Source organism: Streptomyces sp. NPDC056161, assembly GCF_042268025.1.
Classification (GTDB): domain Bacteria; phylum Actinomycetota; class Actinomycetes; order Streptomycetales; family Streptomycetaceae; genus Streptomyces.
The window spans coordinates 42,307-58,484 of record NZ_JBHJUV010000021.1; the positions used below are offsets into that span (position 1 = coordinate 42,307).

Sequence of the window (16,178 nt, forward strand, 5' to 3'; positions counted from 1 at the left end):
CGGGCGGCCGGACGGCGGGCCGGGCCGGTTCAGGTCCCGTCCGCCGCGGCACGCCGGACCGCGCCCAGCGCGGCCACGGCGGTCACCACGCCCGTCAGCAGGAAGCACATCCCGAGCGGCAGCCGCCCGACGAGCAGCCCGGCGAGCGGCGCGCCGCTCGAACTCCCGGCGTTGACGGCCGTGTTCACCCAGGCCCCCGCCCGGGTCCGGTGCCCCGCCGCGGCCGTCTCGTCCGCCAGCAGGTACGCGGTCGTCAGCGCGGGGGCGATGAAGACGCCCGCACAGGCCATGGCGGCGGTGAGCGTGACCAGGCCCGGTGCGAGGCCCGCCGCGGCCACCACGCCGCCGAGGCCCGCCGCGCACCACGGCAGGCGTACCCGGGCGGGGGCCCGCCAGTCGACGGCGCCGTTCAGCAGCCCGCCCAGCGCGCTGCCCGCCGAGAGCGCGGCCAGCATCCAGGGCACCACGGCGTCGTCGTACGCGTGGCGCGTCACGAAGGCCATCACCAGCAGCTCCACCGCGCTCAGCACGAGCCCGACGGCCGCGGCCACCACGACGGGGGCCGGCAGTCCCCGGCCGCCCGCGAACCGGCGCCGCGGCCGGTCCCGGTGGGCGGCGGCCCTGGCCCGCGGGCCGGCCACCGCCGGGGACGCCATGAACACGAGCGTGCCCGCCACGTTCAGCACGGCGCTCAGCAGCACGCCGCCGGCCGGCGGCGCGTACGGCAGCAGCGCGCCGACCAGCACGGGACCGGTCACGAACAACAGTTCCTCGGCGACCCCGTCCAGGCTGTACGCCCGTTGCAGCAGCCGCCGGTCGGCGACGAGTTCGGCCCACAGGGCGCGCATGGTGGGCCCCAGCGGCGGCGCGCAGGCGCCCGCGAGGGCGGCGGCCACGCCGATCGCCGCCGCCGACGCCCCGGGGCGCCAGGTCAGCGCCGCCAGGGCGCACAGCAGGACGCCGTACACCGACGCCATGGGGACGAGGGCCCGGCGCGGGCCGTACCGGTCCACCAGGGCCGCCCGCACGGGCAGCAGGAAGACGGTCGCGGCGCCGAACAGGCCCATCACCGCGCCCGCGACGGCGTACGACCCGGTGGCCCGGGTGACGGAGAGCAGCACAGACAGCGACACCGTGCCGTACGACAGGCGGGCGACGAGGGCGGCGGCGAAGGTACGGCGCGCGTGCGGGACGCGCAGGACGGCGGCGTACGACGGCCGCGGGAGGGCGGCGGGGCGCGACGAAGCGGGCGCGGACATGAGTGGGGTTCCTCAAGGCGGGCGTGGCGGGGGACACCGGGACGCCGCGCAGGCCGGCGGTCACGAGGGACCGGGCACGGTACGCGCGGCCACGGTGCGCACTACGCCAAGGAGAGGAACATGCGGCTCAACGTACCAGCAGCCCCGACATCCCGACGACGCGCCCGGCAGGCACCGGCACGGCCGGGGTCGGCGAGCGCCCGCTCCGCCGCCGTGCGGCCGGGGTCGGCCGGTGTCCGGTACGCCCTGGCCCGCGCCCCCGGCCGCAGACGACGGGCACCCGCCCCGCCCGGCGCCCGCCCCGGCCACCGCACCACCGGACCACCGGACCACCGGACCACCGGACCACCGGACCGACACTCCCGCCGCCGAGCACACCCCCGCCCGCACGCCCGGTCCTCGCCCCGGTCCTCGCCCCGCGGCTCGTGGCTCGCGGCCTGCCCGGGGCGTAGCTCGCCGGGCGGGGTGTCGGAGGGGGCCTGGCCCCGCCCGCCCTGACGCGTGCCCGACGCGGCCTCGCCCGCGGGCCAGGGCCCGCCGTGGCCGACGACCGCGAAAGGCGGCCGACCGGCGTGGCGACCCCGTCACCGCCCTCGGCGGCCCGCACCACGCGGGCAGCCGCGCGTCAGCTCTCCGTGAGGTCCGCCACCAGTTGGTCCGCGGCGCCGTACGGGTCCAGTTCGCCCGCGACGATCCGTTCCGCGAGGGCGGTCAGGTGGCGGTCGCCGGGCAGGCCGCCGATGCGTTCGCGCAGGGCCGTGACGGCGATCGTCTCGACCTCGCGGGCGGCGCGGGCCAGTCGGCGTTCGGCCAGCACGCCCCGCTCCTCCATCCAGGCCCGGTGCTTCTCCAGCGCCTCCACGACCTCGTCGATGCCCTCCGCGCGGGAGGCGACCGTCTTCACGATGGGCGGGCGCCAGTCGCCGGGGCCGCGGGACTCGCCGAGGCCGAGCATGTGGTTCAGTTCCCGGGCCGTGGCGTCGGCGCCGTCCCGGTCGGCCTTGTTGACGACGTACACGTCACCGATCTCCAGGATCCCCGCCTTCGCCGCCTGGATGCCGTCGCCCATCCCGGGGGCGAGCAGGACGACGGACGTGTCGGCCTGGGAGGCGATCTCCACCTCGGACTGGCCGACGCCGACCGTCTCGACGAGGATCACGTCGCAGCCCGCCGCGTCCAGGACGCGGATCGCCTGCGGGGCGGCCCAGGCGAGGCCGCCGAGGTGGCCGCGGGTGGCCATGGAGCGGATGTAGACGCCGGGGTCGGAGGCGTGCTCCGACATGCGCACCCGGTCGCCGAGCAGCGCCCCGCCGGAGAACGGGGAGGAGGGGTCGACGGCCAGCACGCCGACCCGCCGGCCCTCCTTGCGGTAGGCCGCCACCAGCGCCGACGTCGTCGTCGACTTGCCGACGCCCGGGGAACCGGTGAGGCCGACCACGTACGCGGTGCCGGTCAGCGGCGCGAGCGCCGCCATGACCTCCCTGAGCTGCGGGGACGCCCCCTCCACCAGGGAGATCAGCCGGGCCACGGCCCGCGGCCGGCCGTCCCTGGCCTGGGCCACCAGAGAGGAGACGTCCTGCATCGCTGCTCCGTTCGCTCGCTCGACGTGCCCGCGGCCTTGTGCCGTACGGGCGGACTCAGGCCCTCGGCACCCGCACGATCAGCGCGTCACCCTGACCGCCGCCCCCGCACAGGGCGGCGGCGCCGACCCCGCCGCCGCGGCGCTTCAGCTCCAGCGCCAGGTGCAGCACGAGCCGGGCGCCGGACATGCCGATCGGGTGGCCGAGGGCGATGGCACCCCCGTTGACGTTCACCTTTTCGGTGGATACGCCGAGGTCCTTCATTGACTGGACGGCCACGGCGGCGAATGCCTCGTTGATCTCGATCAGATCGAGGTCGGAGACGTCCAGGCCGTCCTTCTTCAGGGCCTGCCGGATCGCGTTCGACGGCTGCGACTGGAGGCTGTTGTCCGGGCCCGCCACGTTCCCGTGCGCGCCGATCTCCGCGAGCCAGTCGAGACCCAGTTCCTCGGCCTTGGCCCTGCTCATGACGACGACGGCCGCGGCGCCGTCCGAGATCTGCGAGGAGCTGCCCGCGGTGATCGTGCCGTCCTTGGTGAAGGCCGGGCGCAGCCGGCCGAGCGTCTGAACGGTGGTGTCGCCGCGGATGCCCTCGTCCTCGCTGAACAGGACCGGGTCGCCCTTGCGCTGCGGGATCTCCACCGGGGTGATCTCGGCCTCGAAGACGCCGTTCTTCTGGGCGGCGGCGGCCCGCTGGTGGGAGAGGGCGGCGACCTCGTCCTGCGCCGGGCGGCCGATGCCGAGGCGCGTGTTGTGCTTCTCGGTGGACTCGCCCATGGGAATGGCCTCCCACGGGTCGGTCAGGCCGTCGTGGGCCATGGCGTCGAGCACTTCGACCGCGCCGTACTTGTAGCCCTCGCGGGACTTCGGGAGCAGGTGGGGGGCGTTGGTCATGGACTCCTGGCCGCCGGCCACCACGATGTCGAACTCACCCGCGCGGATCAGCTGATCGGCGAGGGCGATGGCGTCGAGCCCGGACAGGCAGACCTTGTTGACGGTGAGCGCCGGCACGCTCATGGGGATGCCGGCCTTGACCGCGGCCTGCCGGGCCGGGATCTGCCCCGCCCCGGCCTGGAGCACCTGCCCCATGATCACGTACTGGACCTGGTCGCCGCCGATCCCCGCACGGTCGAGGGCGGCCTTGATCGCGAAGCCGCCGAGGTCGGCTCCCGAGAAGGACTTGAGCGAGCCGAGCAGCCGTCCCATCGGAGTCCGGGCACCTGCGACGATGACGGAGGTCGTGCTGTTCGTAGCGGACATGAGGTGCGATCCCCTTCCAGCTGCACAGAAGCTGAGGAGTGAACGAGGGTTTACATCGAATGTACTGAGAGGCGCTCACGGCCGTCATCGGCCTTTCGGTGTGATCGCGCGCACGTTGCGTAACCACCTCCGGAGCGCTCCACTGATTCCATGCTGACGCGAATCGACCACATCGGGATTGCCTGTCATGACCTCGACGCAACGGTCGAGTTCTACCGGGCCACGTACGGCTTCGAGGTCTTCCACACCGAGGTCAACGAGGAACAGGGCGTACGCGAGGCCATGCTCAAGATCAACGATACGTCCGACGGCGGCGCTTCGTACCTCCAGCTGCTGGAACCGGTCCGGGAGGACTCCCCGGTCGGGAAGTGGCTGGCGAAGAACGGCGAGGGCGTGCACCACATCGCCTTCGGCACGGCGGACGTGGACGCGGACGCCGCGGACATCCGCGGCAAGGGCGTACGCGTCCTGTACGAAGAGCCACGGCGCGGCTCCATGGGGTCGCGCATCACCTTCCTGCACCCGAAGGACTGCCACGGCGTACTGACAGAACTGGTCACTTCGGCGCCTGTTGAGTCACCTGGGCACTGACCCGCGTACATAAGGGCCGGTAGGGTTGGGACCGGTCGCCCCGGAAGGCGGGGCGGCCCGGTCCTGCCGTCAAAGGTGGCATCTGCCGCGCGACGTCTGGCACGCACGCTCGCCGCGTTGCCAAAGGCCCTGGTAGCTCCGCTACGAGGACCTTCCGGCACCTTGCGGTCGCCTGCACCGGACACCGTGCGGCACGCCCTGTGGGCGTACGATTCCTCCTTTGCCGGAAGGACCACCGGGGTCCGGGTTTCGGGGGACGAGCGCCGGGGCGGCAGCCCGCGCTCCGCCGTTGATCTGACACCATTCCCCGGGGGCCCCGTTCGGCGGACGGACGGAGCTCGTTCGGAGAAACTTGCGACCAGGGGACGGATGGGACCGCGCAGTGCGGGGCTACGAGAGCCAGGAGCGAGAGCCGGCGGCTGACGTCGACCACCTCTCTCGGTTCGAGGCCGAGATGAAGCGGCTGAAGACCGAGCGGGAAAAGGCGATCCAGCACGCCGAGGACCTCGGCTACCAGGTCGAGGTGCTGCGCGCCAAGCTGCACGAGGCGCGGCGCACCGTCATGTCCCGGCCCGCCTACGACGGCGGTGACCTCGGCTACCAGGCCGAGCAGATGCTGCGCAACGCCCAGATGCAGGCCGACCAGCTGCGCCAGGACGCCGAGCGCGAGCTGAGCCAGGTCCGCGCGCAGACCCAGCGCATCCTCCAGGAGCACGCCGAGCAGGCCGCCCGGCTCCAGGCGGAGCTGCACCAGGAGGCGGTCACCCGCCGCCAGCAGCTGGACCAGGAGCTGGCCGAGCGCCGGCAGACCGTCGAGTCGCACGTCAACGAGAACGTGGCGTGGGCGGAGCAGCTGCGCGCCCGTTCCGAGTCGCAGGCCCGCCGGCTGCTCGACGAGTCACGCGCCGAGGCGGAGCAGGCCATGGCCGCCGCCCGCACCGAGGCCGAGCGGCTGACCGCCGCGGCCCGGCAGCGGCTCCAGGCCGAGGCCGAGAGCACCCGCGCCGAGGCCGAGCAGGTGCTGCGCCGGGCCCGCGCCGACGCCGAACGGCTGCTGAACGCCGCCTCCACGCAGGCCCAGGAGGCCACCGACCACGCCGAGCAGCTGCGCACCTCCACCGCGTCCGAGTCGGACGCGGCCCGCCGGCAGGCCGGTGAGCTGAGCCGGGCCGCCGAGCAGCGGATGTCCGAGGCCGACACGGCGCTGCGCGAGGCGCGCAGCGAGGCGGAGAAGCTCGTCACCGAGGCGAAGGAGACCGCCGCCAAGGCGCTGGCCGGCGCGGAGGCGACCAACGAGCAGCGCACGCGCACCGCCAAGGAGCAGGTCGCGCGGCTGGTCAGCGAGGCCACGAAGGACGCCGAGAACACCAAGGCGGAGGCCGAGCAGGTCGTCGCCGACGCCCGCACCGAGGCCGAGAAGATCGTCGCCGAGGCCGGCGAGAAGGCCCGTACGGCCACCGCCGAGGAGGCGGCCTCCCAGCTGTCGAAGGCCGCGAAGACCGCCGAGGACGTCCTCAACAAGGCGGCCGAGGAGGCCAAGCGGACCACCAAGGCGGCGGCCGAGGAGGCCGAGCGGATCCGTACCGAGGCGGAGACCGAGGCGGACCGGCTGCGCGCCGAGGCGCACGACATCGCCGAGCAGCTCAAGGGCGCGGCGAAGGACGACACCAAGGAGTACCGGGCCAAGACGGTCGAGTTGCAGGAGGAGGCCCGCCGGCTGCGCGGCGAGGCCGAGCAGCTGCGGGCCGACGCGGTCGCCGAGGGCGAGAGCATCCGGGCCGAGGCCCGGCGCGAGGCGGTCCAGCAGATCGAGGAGGCGGCCGGCTCCGCCGAGGAACTGCTGGCCAAGGCCAAGGCGGACGCGGACGAGCTGCGCCAGGCGGCCACGACGGACAGCGAGAAGGTCCGTACGGAGGCCATCGAACGGGCGACGACGCTGCGCCGGCAGGCCGAGGAGACCCTGGAGCGCACCCGCAAGGAGGCCGAGCGGCACCGTGCCGAGGCCGCCGAGCAGGCCGAGAAGACCACGACGGAGGCCGAGCGGGCCGCGCGCGAGCTGCGCGAGGAGACCGATCAGGCGGTCGCGGCCCGGCGCACGGAAGCGGCCGAGGAGCTGACCCGGCTGCACGCCGAGGCCGATCAGCGGCTGACCGCCGCCGAGCAGGCGCTGTCCGAGGCCCGCGAGGAGGCCGCCGGCATCCGCCGCGAGGCCGCCGAGGAGACCGAGCGGCTGCGCACCGAGGCCGCCGAGCGGATCCGTACGCTCCAGCAGCAGGCCGAGGCCGAGGCGGAGCGGCTGCGCACCGAGGCCGCCGCCGACGCCTCGGCGTCCCGCGCGGAGGGCGAGGCCGTCGCCGTACGCCTGCGTTCGGAGGCCGCGGCCGAGGCGGAGCGGCTGAAGACGGAGGCGCAGGACACCGCCGACCGGGTGCGGGCCGAGGCGCAGGCCGCCGCGGAGCGGCTGGCCACGGAGGCGTCCGAGACGCTGGCCGCGGCCCAGGAGGAGGCCGTCCGGCGCCGCCGCGAGGCCGAGGAACTCCTCGGCTCCGCCCGCCAGGAGGCCGACCAGGAACGCGAGCGGGCCCGCGAGCAGAGCGAGGAGCTGCTGGCCTCGGCGCGCAAGCGGGTCGAGGACGCGCAGGCCGAGGCGGTCCGGCTGGTCGAGGAGGCCGACCGGCGTGCCACCGAGATGGTGGCGGCGGCCGAGCAGCACGCCCAGCAGGTCCGGGACTCCGTGGCCGGGCTGCACGAGCAGGCCCAGGAGGAGATCGCCGGGCTGCGCTCGGCGGCCGAGCACGCCGCGGAGCGGACCCGGCGGGAGGCCGAGGAGGAGGCGGACCGGGTCCGCGCCGACGCCTACGCCGAGCGGGAGCGGGCCGGTGACGACGCGAGCCGGATGCGCCGCGAGGCCCAGGAGGAGTCGGAGGCGGCCCGCGCGCTCGCCGAGCGGACCACGGCGGAGGCGATCGCCGAGGCGGAGCGGTTGCGTTCGGACGCGGCCGCGCACGCCCAGCGGGTGCGCACCGAGGCTTCGGACACCATCGCCGAGGCCGAGCAGGCCGCCACGCGCACGCGTGCGGAGGCCCGCGAGGACGCCAACCGCATCCGGTCGGACGCGGCGACGCAGGCGGACACGCTGATCACCGAGGCGCGGAGCGAGGCCGAACGGCTCCAGTCGGAGACCGCCGCCGAGGCCGAGCGGGTGCGGGCCGAGTCGGTCGCCCAGGCGGAGCAGCTGATCTCGGACGCGACCGGGGACGCGGAACGGCTGCGCGCCGAGGCCGCCGAGACCGTCGGCTCGGCGCAGCAGCACGCCGAGCGGATCCGCAGCGACTCCGAACGGGTCAGGAACGAGGCGGAGGCGGAGGCCGAGCGGCTGGTGTCCGCCGCGCGCGACGAGTCCGACCGGTTGCTGGACGAGGCCCGCAAGGAGGCCAACAAACGGCGCTCCGAGGCGGCCGAACAGGTCGACACCCTCATCACGGAGACCACGGCGGAGGCCGACAAGCTGCTCACGGAGGCGCAGCAGCAGGCCCACAAGACCACCGCGGACGCCGAGGCGCAGGCCGACACGATGGTGGGCGCGGCCCGCAGCGAGGCCGACCGGCTGGTGTCCGAGGCGACGGTCGAGGGCAACTCGCTGGTGGAGAGGGCCCGTACGGACGCCGACGAGCTGCTGGTCGGCGCCCGCCGGGACGCCACCGCGATCCGGGAGCGCGCGGAGGAGCTGCGCGAGCGGCTCACGGGCGAGATCGAGGAACTGCACGAGCGGGCCCGCCGCGAGGCCGCCGAGACGATGAAGTCGACCGGCGACCGCTGCGACGCGCTCATCAAGGCCGCCGAGGAACAGCTCGCCAAGGCGCAGGCGAAGGCCAAGGAGATCGTCTCGGAGGCCAACTCCGAGGCGGGCAAGGTCCGTATCGCCGCCGTCAAGAAGGCCGAGGGTCTGCTCAAGGAGGCCGAGCAGAAGAAGTCGGCGCTCGTCAAGGAGGCCGAGGCGCTGAAGGCCGAGGCGATCCGCGAGGCCAGGCGCACGGTCGAGGAAGGCAAGCGCGAACTTGAGATCCTGGTGCGCCGCCGCGAGGACATCAACGCGGAGATCTCCCGTGTCCAGGACGTCCTGGAGGCGTTGGAGTCCTTCGAGGCCCCGTCGTCCGGCAAGGACCCGGGGGTCAAGGCGGGCGCGACGGTCGGCGCTCCCCGATCGGGTGGCAAGTCGTCAGAAGGCTAGCGGGCAGAGCACGTTCTGGTATGTTCTGGGGCCTTTGACCAAGTCCTTGGCAAGCCGTCCACAGGTCAGCCACTCAAAAGGGGTGTCATTCTCCAGATCAAACACGCATCCGCTCGATGACACACCGCTTCGGCGCCTAGGATTCCACCTATCACCTCACCGGTCTCTTTCGACAGGAACCCCATGAGCGACACTTCCCCCTACGGCTTCGAGCTTGTGCGGCGTGGGTACGACCGCGCTCAGGTGGACGAACGGATCTCCAAACTCGTCTCCGACCGTGACAGCGCGCTCACCCGCATCACCGCTCTGGAAAAGCGCATCGAGGAACTGCACCTCGAAACGCAGAACGCCCAGGCTCAGGTAAGCGACGCGGAGCCGTCGTACGCAGGTCTCGGCGCGCGTGTCGAGAAGATCCTCCGCCTCGCCGAGGAGGAGGCCAAGGACCTGCGCGACGAGGCCCGCCGGGCGGCCGAGCAGCACCGCGAGCTGGCCGAGTCGGCGGCTCAGCAGGTGCGCAACGACGCCGAGTCGTTCGCCGCCGAGCGCAAGGCCAAGGCCGAGGACGAGGGCGTCCGGATCGTCGACAAGGCCAAGAGCGACGCCTCGCAGCTGCGCACCGACGCGCAGAAGGACGCGCAGTCCAAGCGCGAGGAGGCGGACGCCCTCTTCGAGGAGACCCGTGCCAAGGCCGCCCAGGCCGCCGCCGACTTCGAGACGAACCTCGCCAAGCGCCGCGAGCAGTCCGAGCGCGACCTGGCCTCGCGTCAGCAGAAGGCCGAGAAGCGCCTGGCCGAGATCGAGCACCGCGCGGAGCAGCTGCGCCTGGAGGCCGAGAAGCTGCGCACCGACGCGGAGCGCCGTGCCCGCCAGACGGTGGAGACGGCCCAGCGCCAGGCCGAGGACATCGTGGCCGACGCCAACGCCAAGGCCGACCGGATCCGCTCGGAGTCCGAGCGCGAGCTGGCGGCGCTCACCAACCGCCGCGACAGCATCAACGCCCAGCTGACGAACGTGCGCGAGATGCTCGCCACGCTCACCGGCGCCGCGGTGGCCGCGGCCGGTTCCCCGGTCGAGGACGAGCCGATCTCCCGGGGTGTGCCGGCGCAGCAGTCGCGCTGACACCCGCCGTACACCGGCTGAACAGTGACGAAACCCTCTGCCACTCCGGGTGGCAGAGGGCTTCGTCGCGTCTTAGCGTGTCCGCATGATTGAGCTGGCGGGGCTGACCAAGCGGTACGGCGACAAGGTCGCGGTGGACGACCTCACGTTCGCCGTGCGGCCGGGTGTCGTCACGGGCTTCCTGGGGCCCAACGGTGCCGGCAAGTCCACGACCATGCGGATGATCCTCGGGCTCGACCATCCCACCGCGGGCGACGTCCGCATAGACGGCAAGCACTACGACCAGCTGACGGACCCCCTGACATACATCGGTGCGCTGCTGGACGCGAAGGCCATGCACGGCGGGCGGAGCGCCTACAACCATCTGCTGTGTCTGGCGCAGAGCAACGGGATCCCGGCCGGCCGGGTGAACGAGGTGCTGGACACGGTGGGGCTGACAGCGGTGGCCCGGAAGAAGGCCAAGGGGTTCTCGCTCGGGATGGGGCAGCGGCTCGGGATCGCGGGCGCGCTGCTCGGCGACCCGCGGATCCTGATGTTCGACGAGCCGGTCAACGGGCTCGACCCCGAGGGCATCCACTGGATCCGGAACCTGATGAAGTCTCTGGCCGCGCAGGGCCGGACCGTGTTCGTCTCCAGCCATCTGATGAGCGAGATGGCGCTGACCGCCGACCATCTCGTGGTGATCGGGCAGGGGCGGCTGCTCGCCGACACCTCCATGGCCGGTTTCATCCGGGAGAACTCGCGGTCGTACGTCCGTATCCGCACCCCGCAGCGGGAGCGGCTGCTCGACGTGCTGCACCAGGACGGGATCACGGTCGTCCAGACAGGTGGCGGCACGTTGGAGGCGGAGGGCGGCAAGGCCGAGCGGATCGGCGAGCTGGCCGCCCGGCACGGGGTCGTGCTGCACGAGCTGAGCCCGCAGCAGGCATCCCTCGAAGAAGCGTTCATGCAGCTGACGGCGGAGTCGGTGGAGTACCACGCGCACTCCGAGACCACCCCGGTCCCGCGGGACTGGGGTGCCGACTGGAAGGGAGCCTGAGCCATGGCGGCCGCGCAGGTCATCCGGTCCGAGTGGACGAAGATCCGGTCCGTGGCGTCGACGGTGTGGACCCTGTCCCTCGCCGTGGTCGTCACGATCGCCCTCGGCATGCTGATCTCCGCCCTGTCGCGGAGCCAGTTCGACGACATGCCCGCCCGGGAGCGGGTGTCCTTCGACCCCACGTACGTGAGTTTCGCGGGCATGACCCTCGGCCAGCTCGCGCTGATCGTGTTCGGGGTGCTGGTGGTGTCGAACGAGTACAGCACCGGCATGATCCGCACCTCGCTGGCCGCGGTCCCGCGCCGCGGCACGTTCCTGTCCGGCAAGATCGCGGTGGCCACCGCGCTGGCGCTGGTGGTCGGCATGGCGACGAGCTTCGCCGCGTTCTTCCTCGGGCAGGCGATGCTCGGCTCCCACCGGACGCAGCTCGGCGACCCCGGGGTGCTGCGGGCGGTGGTCGGCGGCGGGCTCTACATGACCCTGATCGCCGTGTTCTCGATGGGCGTCGCCTCGATGCTGCGCTCACCGCTGCTGTCGCTCGGCATCCTGATGCCGTTCTTCTTCCTGATCTCGAACATCCTCGGCAACGTCGACGCCACGAAGAAGATCGGCCGGTTCCTGCCCGACCAGGCCGGCAGCCGGATCATGCGGGTGGTGCCCCGGGTGGACGACAACCCCCCGTACGGGCCCTGGGGCGGCCTCGGCATCATGGTGCTGTGGGTGCTCGCGGCCCTGATCGGCGGTTACGTCCTGTTGAAGAAGCGGGACGCGTAGTGATCGCGGGCCTTTGCGTTCCCTTGGGTGGAACCGTCAGCGCCCCGATAAGCTCCTAACCCTTACGGGGGCGTGGCCCCGTCGTCCTGAACTGTTCGAGGCAAACCTTCCGATGGGGACCGGAGCATGATCGAGGCTGTCGGCCTGACCAAGCGGTACGGCGACAAGACCGCCGTCCACAACCTTTCCTTCCAGGTGCGGCCCGGGGCCGTCACCGGCTTCCTCGGGCCGAACGGCTCGGGCAAGTCGACGACCATGCGGATGATCCTCGGCCTGGACAATCCCACCGCGGGCTCGGTGACGATCGGCGGCTACCCCTTCCGGAAGCTGCCGAACGCTCCCCGCCAGGTGGGCGCGCTGCTCGACGCGAAGGCGGTGCACGGCGGCCGGGCCGCGCGCAGCCACCTGCTCTGCCTGGCGCAGCTGTCCGGCATCCCGGCCCGCCGGGTGGACGAGGTGCTCGGCGTCGTCGGTCTCCAGGAGGTGGCCAGGAGGCGGTCCAAGGGCTTCTCGCTCGGTATGGGCCAGCGGCTGGGCATCGCGGCGGCGCTGCTCGGCGACCCCCAGGTGCTGCTGTTCGACGAGCCGGTCAACGGACTCGACCCCGAGGGCATCCTGTGGGTGCGCAACCTGATGAAGGCGCTCGCCGCGGAGGGGCGGACGGTGTTCGTCTCCAGCCATCTGATGAGCGAGATGGCGCTGACCGCCGACCACCTGATCGTCATCGGGCGCGGACAGCTGCTCGCCGACATGAGTGTGTCGGACTTCATCTCGGCCAACTCCGCCGACTTCGCGCGCGTGCGAACGCCGGACACCGAGCCCAAGCTGCGCGAGAAGCTGACCTCCGCGCTCACCGAGGCGGGCGGGCACGTACTGCCGGAGCAGGACGGCGCGCTGCGCGTCACGGGGCTGCCGCTCCCCCGCATCAGCGATCTGGCGCACGAGGCCGACGTACGGCTGTGGGAGCTGTCGCCGCACCAGGCGTCGCTCGAAGAGGCGTACATGCGCATGACGCAGGGTGCCGTCGACTACCGCTCCACCATCGACCAGAGGGCGGGGCTCCAGCAGCCGCTGCCGCCCGGGGCGCAGCCGCCGATGCCGGTACCGGGTCAGGGCCAGCCCGGCTGGTACGCCCCGCCGGCGCCCCAGCAGGGCGGTCAGCCGTTCGCGACGCCTCCGGGGCAGCAGGGGCCCGGCGCGGCGCCCGCGGGACCGTACGGCGGACAGGGAGGGCCCGCCGGGCCGTACGGTGCGGCGGGCGGCGCGCCCAATCCGTACAGCGCGCCGGCGGCACCCGCCGCGGGGCACCCGAACCCGTACGCCCAGCCGGCCCCGCAGCCGCCCCGGGCGCAGCCTCCGGCGGCCGCGCCGGCCCAGCCGGCCGCCCAGCCGGCCGCACCCGCCGCACCCGCCGCGCCCCCCGCGCCCGCCGCCGACCCGACCGAGCCCGAGGACGCCCGATGAGCACCCACCAGCCCCCGATGCCCCAGGCAGCGCCGGACACGGCGCTGCGGCAGCCGGCGCCCGACGGGTCGTACCCCGGTTACACCTCGCCGATCCCGGTGGTGCGCACGCACCTCGGGCATGCGCTCGCCTCCGAGTGGACGAAGATCAAGTCGGTGCGTTCGACCATGTGGACGCTCGGCGTGTTCATCGTCCTGGTGGTCGGCATCGGCCTGCTGGCCGGCCTGCTGGTCAGCCGCGCGGCGTCGGCCTCGTCCGGTGACAACTCACTGGCCCTCGGCTTCTTCGGACTGCTGCTGGGCAGCATGTGCATCATCACGCTGGGCGTGCTGACCACCGCGTCGGAGTACGGCACGGGCATGATCCGTACGACGATGACGGCCTGCCCGTCCCGGGTGCGGGTACTGGCCGCGAAGGCGATCGTGTTCTTCACCCTCGCCTTCGTCATCACACTGGTGTGCACCGTCGTCGTCGCCCTGGCGCAGACCTCCATGCTGGACAGCGTCCCCGGCGCGCGGACGCCGAGCGGCGCGGAGTGGCTGAAGGGCACGGTGGGCGTCAGCCTGTACGTCGCGCTGCTCGGACTGCTCTCGCTCGCCGTCGGCTCGATCATCCGGCACTCGGCGGGCGCGATCACCATCATGATCGGCGTCCTGCTCGCTCCGCTGGTGATCGCGCTGTTCATGTTCTCGGCGTCGCTGGAGAAGGTGCGCGAGGCCCTGTTCGAGTACTCGATCCCGAACCAGATGAGCATCTTCTACTCCAACTCGCTGAGCCGTTCCGGTCCGTCGGGCTGGGATCCGCTGTGGATCGCGCTGGGCGTGACGGCGGTCATGTTCGCGGTGGCTTGCTTGTCGCTGGAGAAGCGGGACGTGTAGCTCCGCTGGTTGGGCGGGGAGGGGGCGGGGGTTCGTGGGGTGTTCCGGGGAGTTGGCGGCTGCGGGTGTGTGGGGGCTGGGCGCGCAGTTCCCCGCGCCCCTTCGGGGGTGACAGGCCGTCCCGCGACCGCCGCCACGTCGTGGCTGGGCGCGCAGTTCCCCGCGCCCCTTGGGGGCGCGACGTCGTGGCTGGGCGCGCAGTTCCCCGCGCCCCTTGGGGGCGCGACGTCGTGGCTGGGCGCGCAGTTCCCCGCGCCCCTTCGGGGCGCGACGTCGTGGCTGGGCGCGTAGTTCCACCGCGCCTCTTTGGGGGGTCAGAAGCGGGGGGTGTTCCGGGGGCGTTGTACTCGGGTGGTGCGGCGGTCCTTCGCGTTCCAGCAGGCCTTGTGCCAGTGGCGGCGGTCGTCGACGCCCGCGTGCTCCGGCCAGGCCACCACGTGCGGGACGCCGGACGGGATCACCTGGTCGCAGCCGGGGCAGCGGTACGTCTTGCCCTCGGCGCTGGCACCGGCGACATGGCGCACGCTCCACTCCTCGCCCTGCCAGGACTCCGTGGACTGCCAGCCGCCGTAGCGACCGGCGCGGTCGTCCTCGGCGCTCCGGCCGGACGAGGCCGCGCCCTTGGGGTCCTTGGGCCGGTTGCGACGCGGGGACACGGGACACCTCACGGGGCTGTACGGGAAGCAGGGGCCGTGTCCAGCCTACGCGGCGCGCACGGGGGTAGGCGAAGGACGTCAAACCGTATAAGTCGCCGCCCAGAACGATGCATTCCGCCGACAATCCGCACAGCCCTTCCCAGGCCGTGTCCTCGGCACGTGGCGGGCGGTTATGCCGGGGTGGGGGAGCTCCGCGTCGGAGCCAGGAAAGCAGGAAGCACCATGCGCGTTGGAACTTTTGTGCTGGCCGCCCAGTTCCCCGGGCAGGGCCAGGGGGAGGCGCTGCACCGGGCGGTCCGTTCGGCGGAGGCCGCCGAGGAAGCGGGGCTCGACGCGGTCTGGCTGGCCGAGCACCATTTCGTACCGTACGGCACTTGTCCGTCCGCGATCACCCTGGCCGCGCTGCTGCTCGGCCGCACCCGCCGCATCCGGGTCGGCACGGCCGTCAGCGTGCTGCCCACGGCCCATCCGGTCGCCCTCGGCGAACAGGCCGCGCTGCTGCACGTCACGAGCCGGGGGCGCTTCACCCTGGGCGTGGGCCGCGGCGGCCCCTGGGTGGATCTGGAGGTGTTCGGCTCGGGCCTCGCGGCGTACGAGCGGGGGTTCCCGGAATCACTCGATCTGCTGGTGCGCTGGCTGCGCGAACCGGCGGTCGCCGCCGCGGGCGAGCGGTTCACCTTCCGCGAGGTGCCCGTCGTGCCCCGCCCGGTGGAGGCCCTGACGGAGCTGCCGGGACCCGAGGTCGTGGTGGCCTGCACCTCGCGGGCGAGCGTGCGGCTGGCGGCCGAGCACGGTCTCGCGATGCTGCTCGGGATGCACGTCGGGGACGAGGAGAAGGCCGAGATGATCGCCGCGTGGCGGCAGTACGCGCGCGCGGTGGGACGGCCCGCGGACGAGATCGCCGACGCCGCCCATGTCTCCGCGGGCGTCTGCCAGGTCGACGACCGGCGCACCGACGCCGTGGAGACGCTGCTGAAGTCGTTGCCGGGCTGGCTGAAACAGGGCCTGGAGGCGCATGTGACGGTGGACGGCCGGAAGCGGACGATGCGCGATCCCGTCGCCTACACCGAACTCCTCTGCGGGCTGCACCCGGTGGGGACCCCGCGGCTGTGCGCCGACCGGCTCGCGGCGACCTCCGAGCGGACGGGCATCTCCCGCTTCGCGCTGCTCGTCGAGGGCTCGGGCGACCTCGCGACGACGGAGGAGAACGTACGGCGGCTGGGCGCCGAGGTCCTCCCCCAACTGCGGTGACGCCCTTCTGCTCCCCTGCCGGGCGGGGAGCTTGCCGCCCCGGTACTGATGGCACCTCCCGCGGGTGGGGCGGCAA

At 73.3% G+C, this 16,178-nt stretch carries 12 protein-coding genes; 8 read left to right on the forward strand and 4 right to left on the reverse strand.

What is annotated here, in order from left to right; translation table 11 throughout:
* Nucleotides 1-29 precede the first annotated feature (29 nt).
* From ACFC09_RS20780 to ACFC09_RS20790, 3 genes are all read right to left on the reverse strand, one after another.
* The gene (locus tag ACFC09_RS20780) at nucleotides 30-1,259 is read right to left on the reverse strand and encodes an MFS transporter (protein WP_376530288.1); all 1,230 of its coding nucleotides are present in this window, start codon (nucleotides 1,257-1,259) and stop codon (nucleotides 30-32) included.
* Nucleotides 1,260-1,884: 625 nt separating this feature from the next.
* Nucleotides 1,885-2,841, reverse strand: coding sequence for a methylmalonyl Co-A mutase-associated GTPase MeaB (gene meaB / locus ACFC09_RS20785; protein ID WP_376530290.1), 957 nt, complete (start codon nucleotides 2,839-2,841; stop codon nucleotides 1,885-1,887).
* Nucleotides 2,842-2,896: 55 nt separating this feature from the next.
* On the reverse strand, nucleotides 2,897-4,099 hold the full coding sequence (locus tag ACFC09_RS20790) for an acetyl-CoA C-acetyltransferase (protein ID WP_376530294.1): 1,203 nt from the start codon (nucleotides 4,097-4,099) through the stop codon (nucleotides 2,897-2,899).
* Nucleotides 4,100-4,249: 150 nt separating this feature from the next.
* Between ACFC09_RS20790 and mce the strand changes: the two genes are divergently transcribed.
* The 7 genes from mce (at nucleotide 4,250) to ACFC09_RS20825 (ending at nucleotide 14,195) form a co-directional block, all read left to right on the forward strand.
* Nucleotides 4,250-4,690: a methylmalonyl-CoA epimerase gene (gene mce, locus ACFC09_RS20795; protein WP_376530297.1), complete on the forward strand. Its 441-nt coding sequence runs from the start codon at nucleotides 4,250-4,252 to the stop codon at nucleotides 4,688-4,690.
* Nucleotides 4,691-5,072: 382 nt separating this feature from the next.
* Nucleotides 5,073-8,921, forward strand: a complete 3,849-nt coding sequence (gene scy, locus ACFC09_RS20800) for a polarized growth protein Scy (protein ID WP_376530300.1) — start codon at nucleotides 5,073-5,075, stop codon at nucleotides 8,919-8,921.
* 183 nt (nucleotides 8,922-9,104) lie between these two features.
* A complete protein-coding gene (locus tag ACFC09_RS20805; protein ID WP_376530303.1) occupies nucleotides 9,105-10,040 on the forward strand; it encodes a cellulose-binding protein in 936 nt (311 codons plus the stop codon).
* A gap of 85 nt (nucleotides 10,041-10,125) precedes the next feature.
* Nucleotides 10,126-11,079, forward strand: coding sequence for an ATP-binding cassette domain-containing protein (locus ACFC09_RS20810; protein ID WP_376530306.1), 954 nt, complete (start codon nucleotides 10,126-10,128; stop codon nucleotides 11,077-11,079).
* A 3-nt stretch (nucleotides 11,080-11,082) separates the two neighbouring features.
* Complete coding sequence (locus ACFC09_RS20815; protein ID WP_376530308.1) at nucleotides 11,083-11,853, forward strand: ABC transporter permease; 771 nt, start codon at nucleotides 11,083-11,085, stop codon at nucleotides 11,851-11,853.
* Nucleotides 11,854-11,979: 126 nt separating this feature from the next.
* Nucleotides 11,980-13,317 carry an ATP-binding cassette domain-containing protein gene (locus ACFC09_RS20820; protein ID WP_376530311.1) on the forward strand — a complete coding sequence of 446 codons (1,338 nt, stop codon included), beginning with the start codon at nucleotides 11,980-11,982 and terminating at the stop codon, nucleotides 13,315-13,317.
* Nucleotides 13,314-14,195 (forward strand): ABC transporter permease, encoded by an 882-nt coding sequence (locus ACFC09_RS20825; RefSeq protein ID WP_376530313.1) that lies wholly within the window; start codon nucleotides 13,314-13,316, stop codon nucleotides 14,193-14,195. Before ACFC09_RS20820 ends, ACFC09_RS20825 begins: the two co-directional genes overlap by 4 nt.
* A 314-nt stretch (nucleotides 14,196-14,509) precedes the next feature.
* On the opposite strand, the gene ACFC09_RS20830 is transcribed toward ACFC09_RS20825, so the two are convergent.
* Nucleotides 14,510-14,851: an ATP/GTP-binding protein gene (locus ACFC09_RS20830; protein ID WP_376530316.1), complete on the reverse strand. Its 342-nt coding sequence runs from the start codon at nucleotides 14,849-14,851 to the stop codon at nucleotides 14,510-14,512.
* A 222-nt stretch (nucleotides 14,852-15,073) separates the two neighbouring features.
* On the opposite strand from ACFC09_RS20830, the gene ACFC09_RS20835 reads away from it, so the two are divergent.
* Nucleotides 15,074-16,102, forward strand: a complete 1,029-nt coding sequence (locus ACFC09_RS20835) for an LLM class flavin-dependent oxidoreductase (RefSeq protein WP_376530318.1) — start codon at nucleotides 15,074-15,076, stop codon at nucleotides 16,100-16,102.
* Nucleotides 16,103-16,178: the final 76 nt, after the last annotated feature.

What these genes read in the sequence shown, in the direction of transcription:
- ACFC09_RS20780 (WP_376530288.1), bottom strand. Translation starts at nt 1,259, where the DNA reads ATGTCCGCGCCCGCTTCGTCGCGCCCCGCCGCCCTCCCGCGGCCGTCG.
- meaB (WP_376530290.1), bottom strand. Translation starts at nt 2,841, where the DNA reads ATGCAGGACGTCTCCTCTCTGGTGGCCCAGGCCAGGGACGGCCGGCCG.
- ACFC09_RS20790 (WP_376530294.1), bottom strand. Translation starts at nt 4,099, where the DNA reads ATGTCCGCTACGAACAGCACGACCTCCGTCATCGTCGCAGGTGCCCGG.
- mce (WP_376530297.1), top strand. Translation starts at nt 4,250, where the DNA reads ATGCTGACGCGAATCGACCACATCGGGATTGCCTGTCATGACCTCGAC.
- ACFC09_RS20805 (WP_376530303.1), top strand. Translation starts at nt 9,105, where the DNA reads ATGAGCGACACTTCCCCCTACGGCTTCGAGCTTGTGCGGCGTGGGTAC.
- ACFC09_RS20810 (WP_376530306.1), top strand. Translation starts at nt 10,126, where the DNA reads ATGATTGAGCTGGCGGGGCTGACCAAGCGGTACGGCGACAAGGTCGCG.
- ACFC09_RS20815 (WP_376530308.1), top strand. Translation starts at nt 11,083, where the DNA reads ATGGCGGCCGCGCAGGTCATCCGGTCCGAGTGGACGAAGATCCGGTCC.
- ACFC09_RS20820 (WP_376530311.1), top strand. Translation starts at nt 11,980, where the DNA reads ATGATCGAGGCTGTCGGCCTGACCAAGCGGTACGGCGACAAGACCGCC.
- ACFC09_RS20825 (WP_376530313.1), top strand. Translation starts at nt 13,314, where the DNA reads ATGAGCACCCACCAGCCCCCGATGCCCCAGGCAGCGCCGGACACGGCG.
- ACFC09_RS20835 (WP_376530318.1), top strand. Translation starts at nt 15,074, where the DNA reads ATGCGCGTTGGAACTTTTGTGCTGGCCGCCCAGTTCCCCGGGCAGGGC.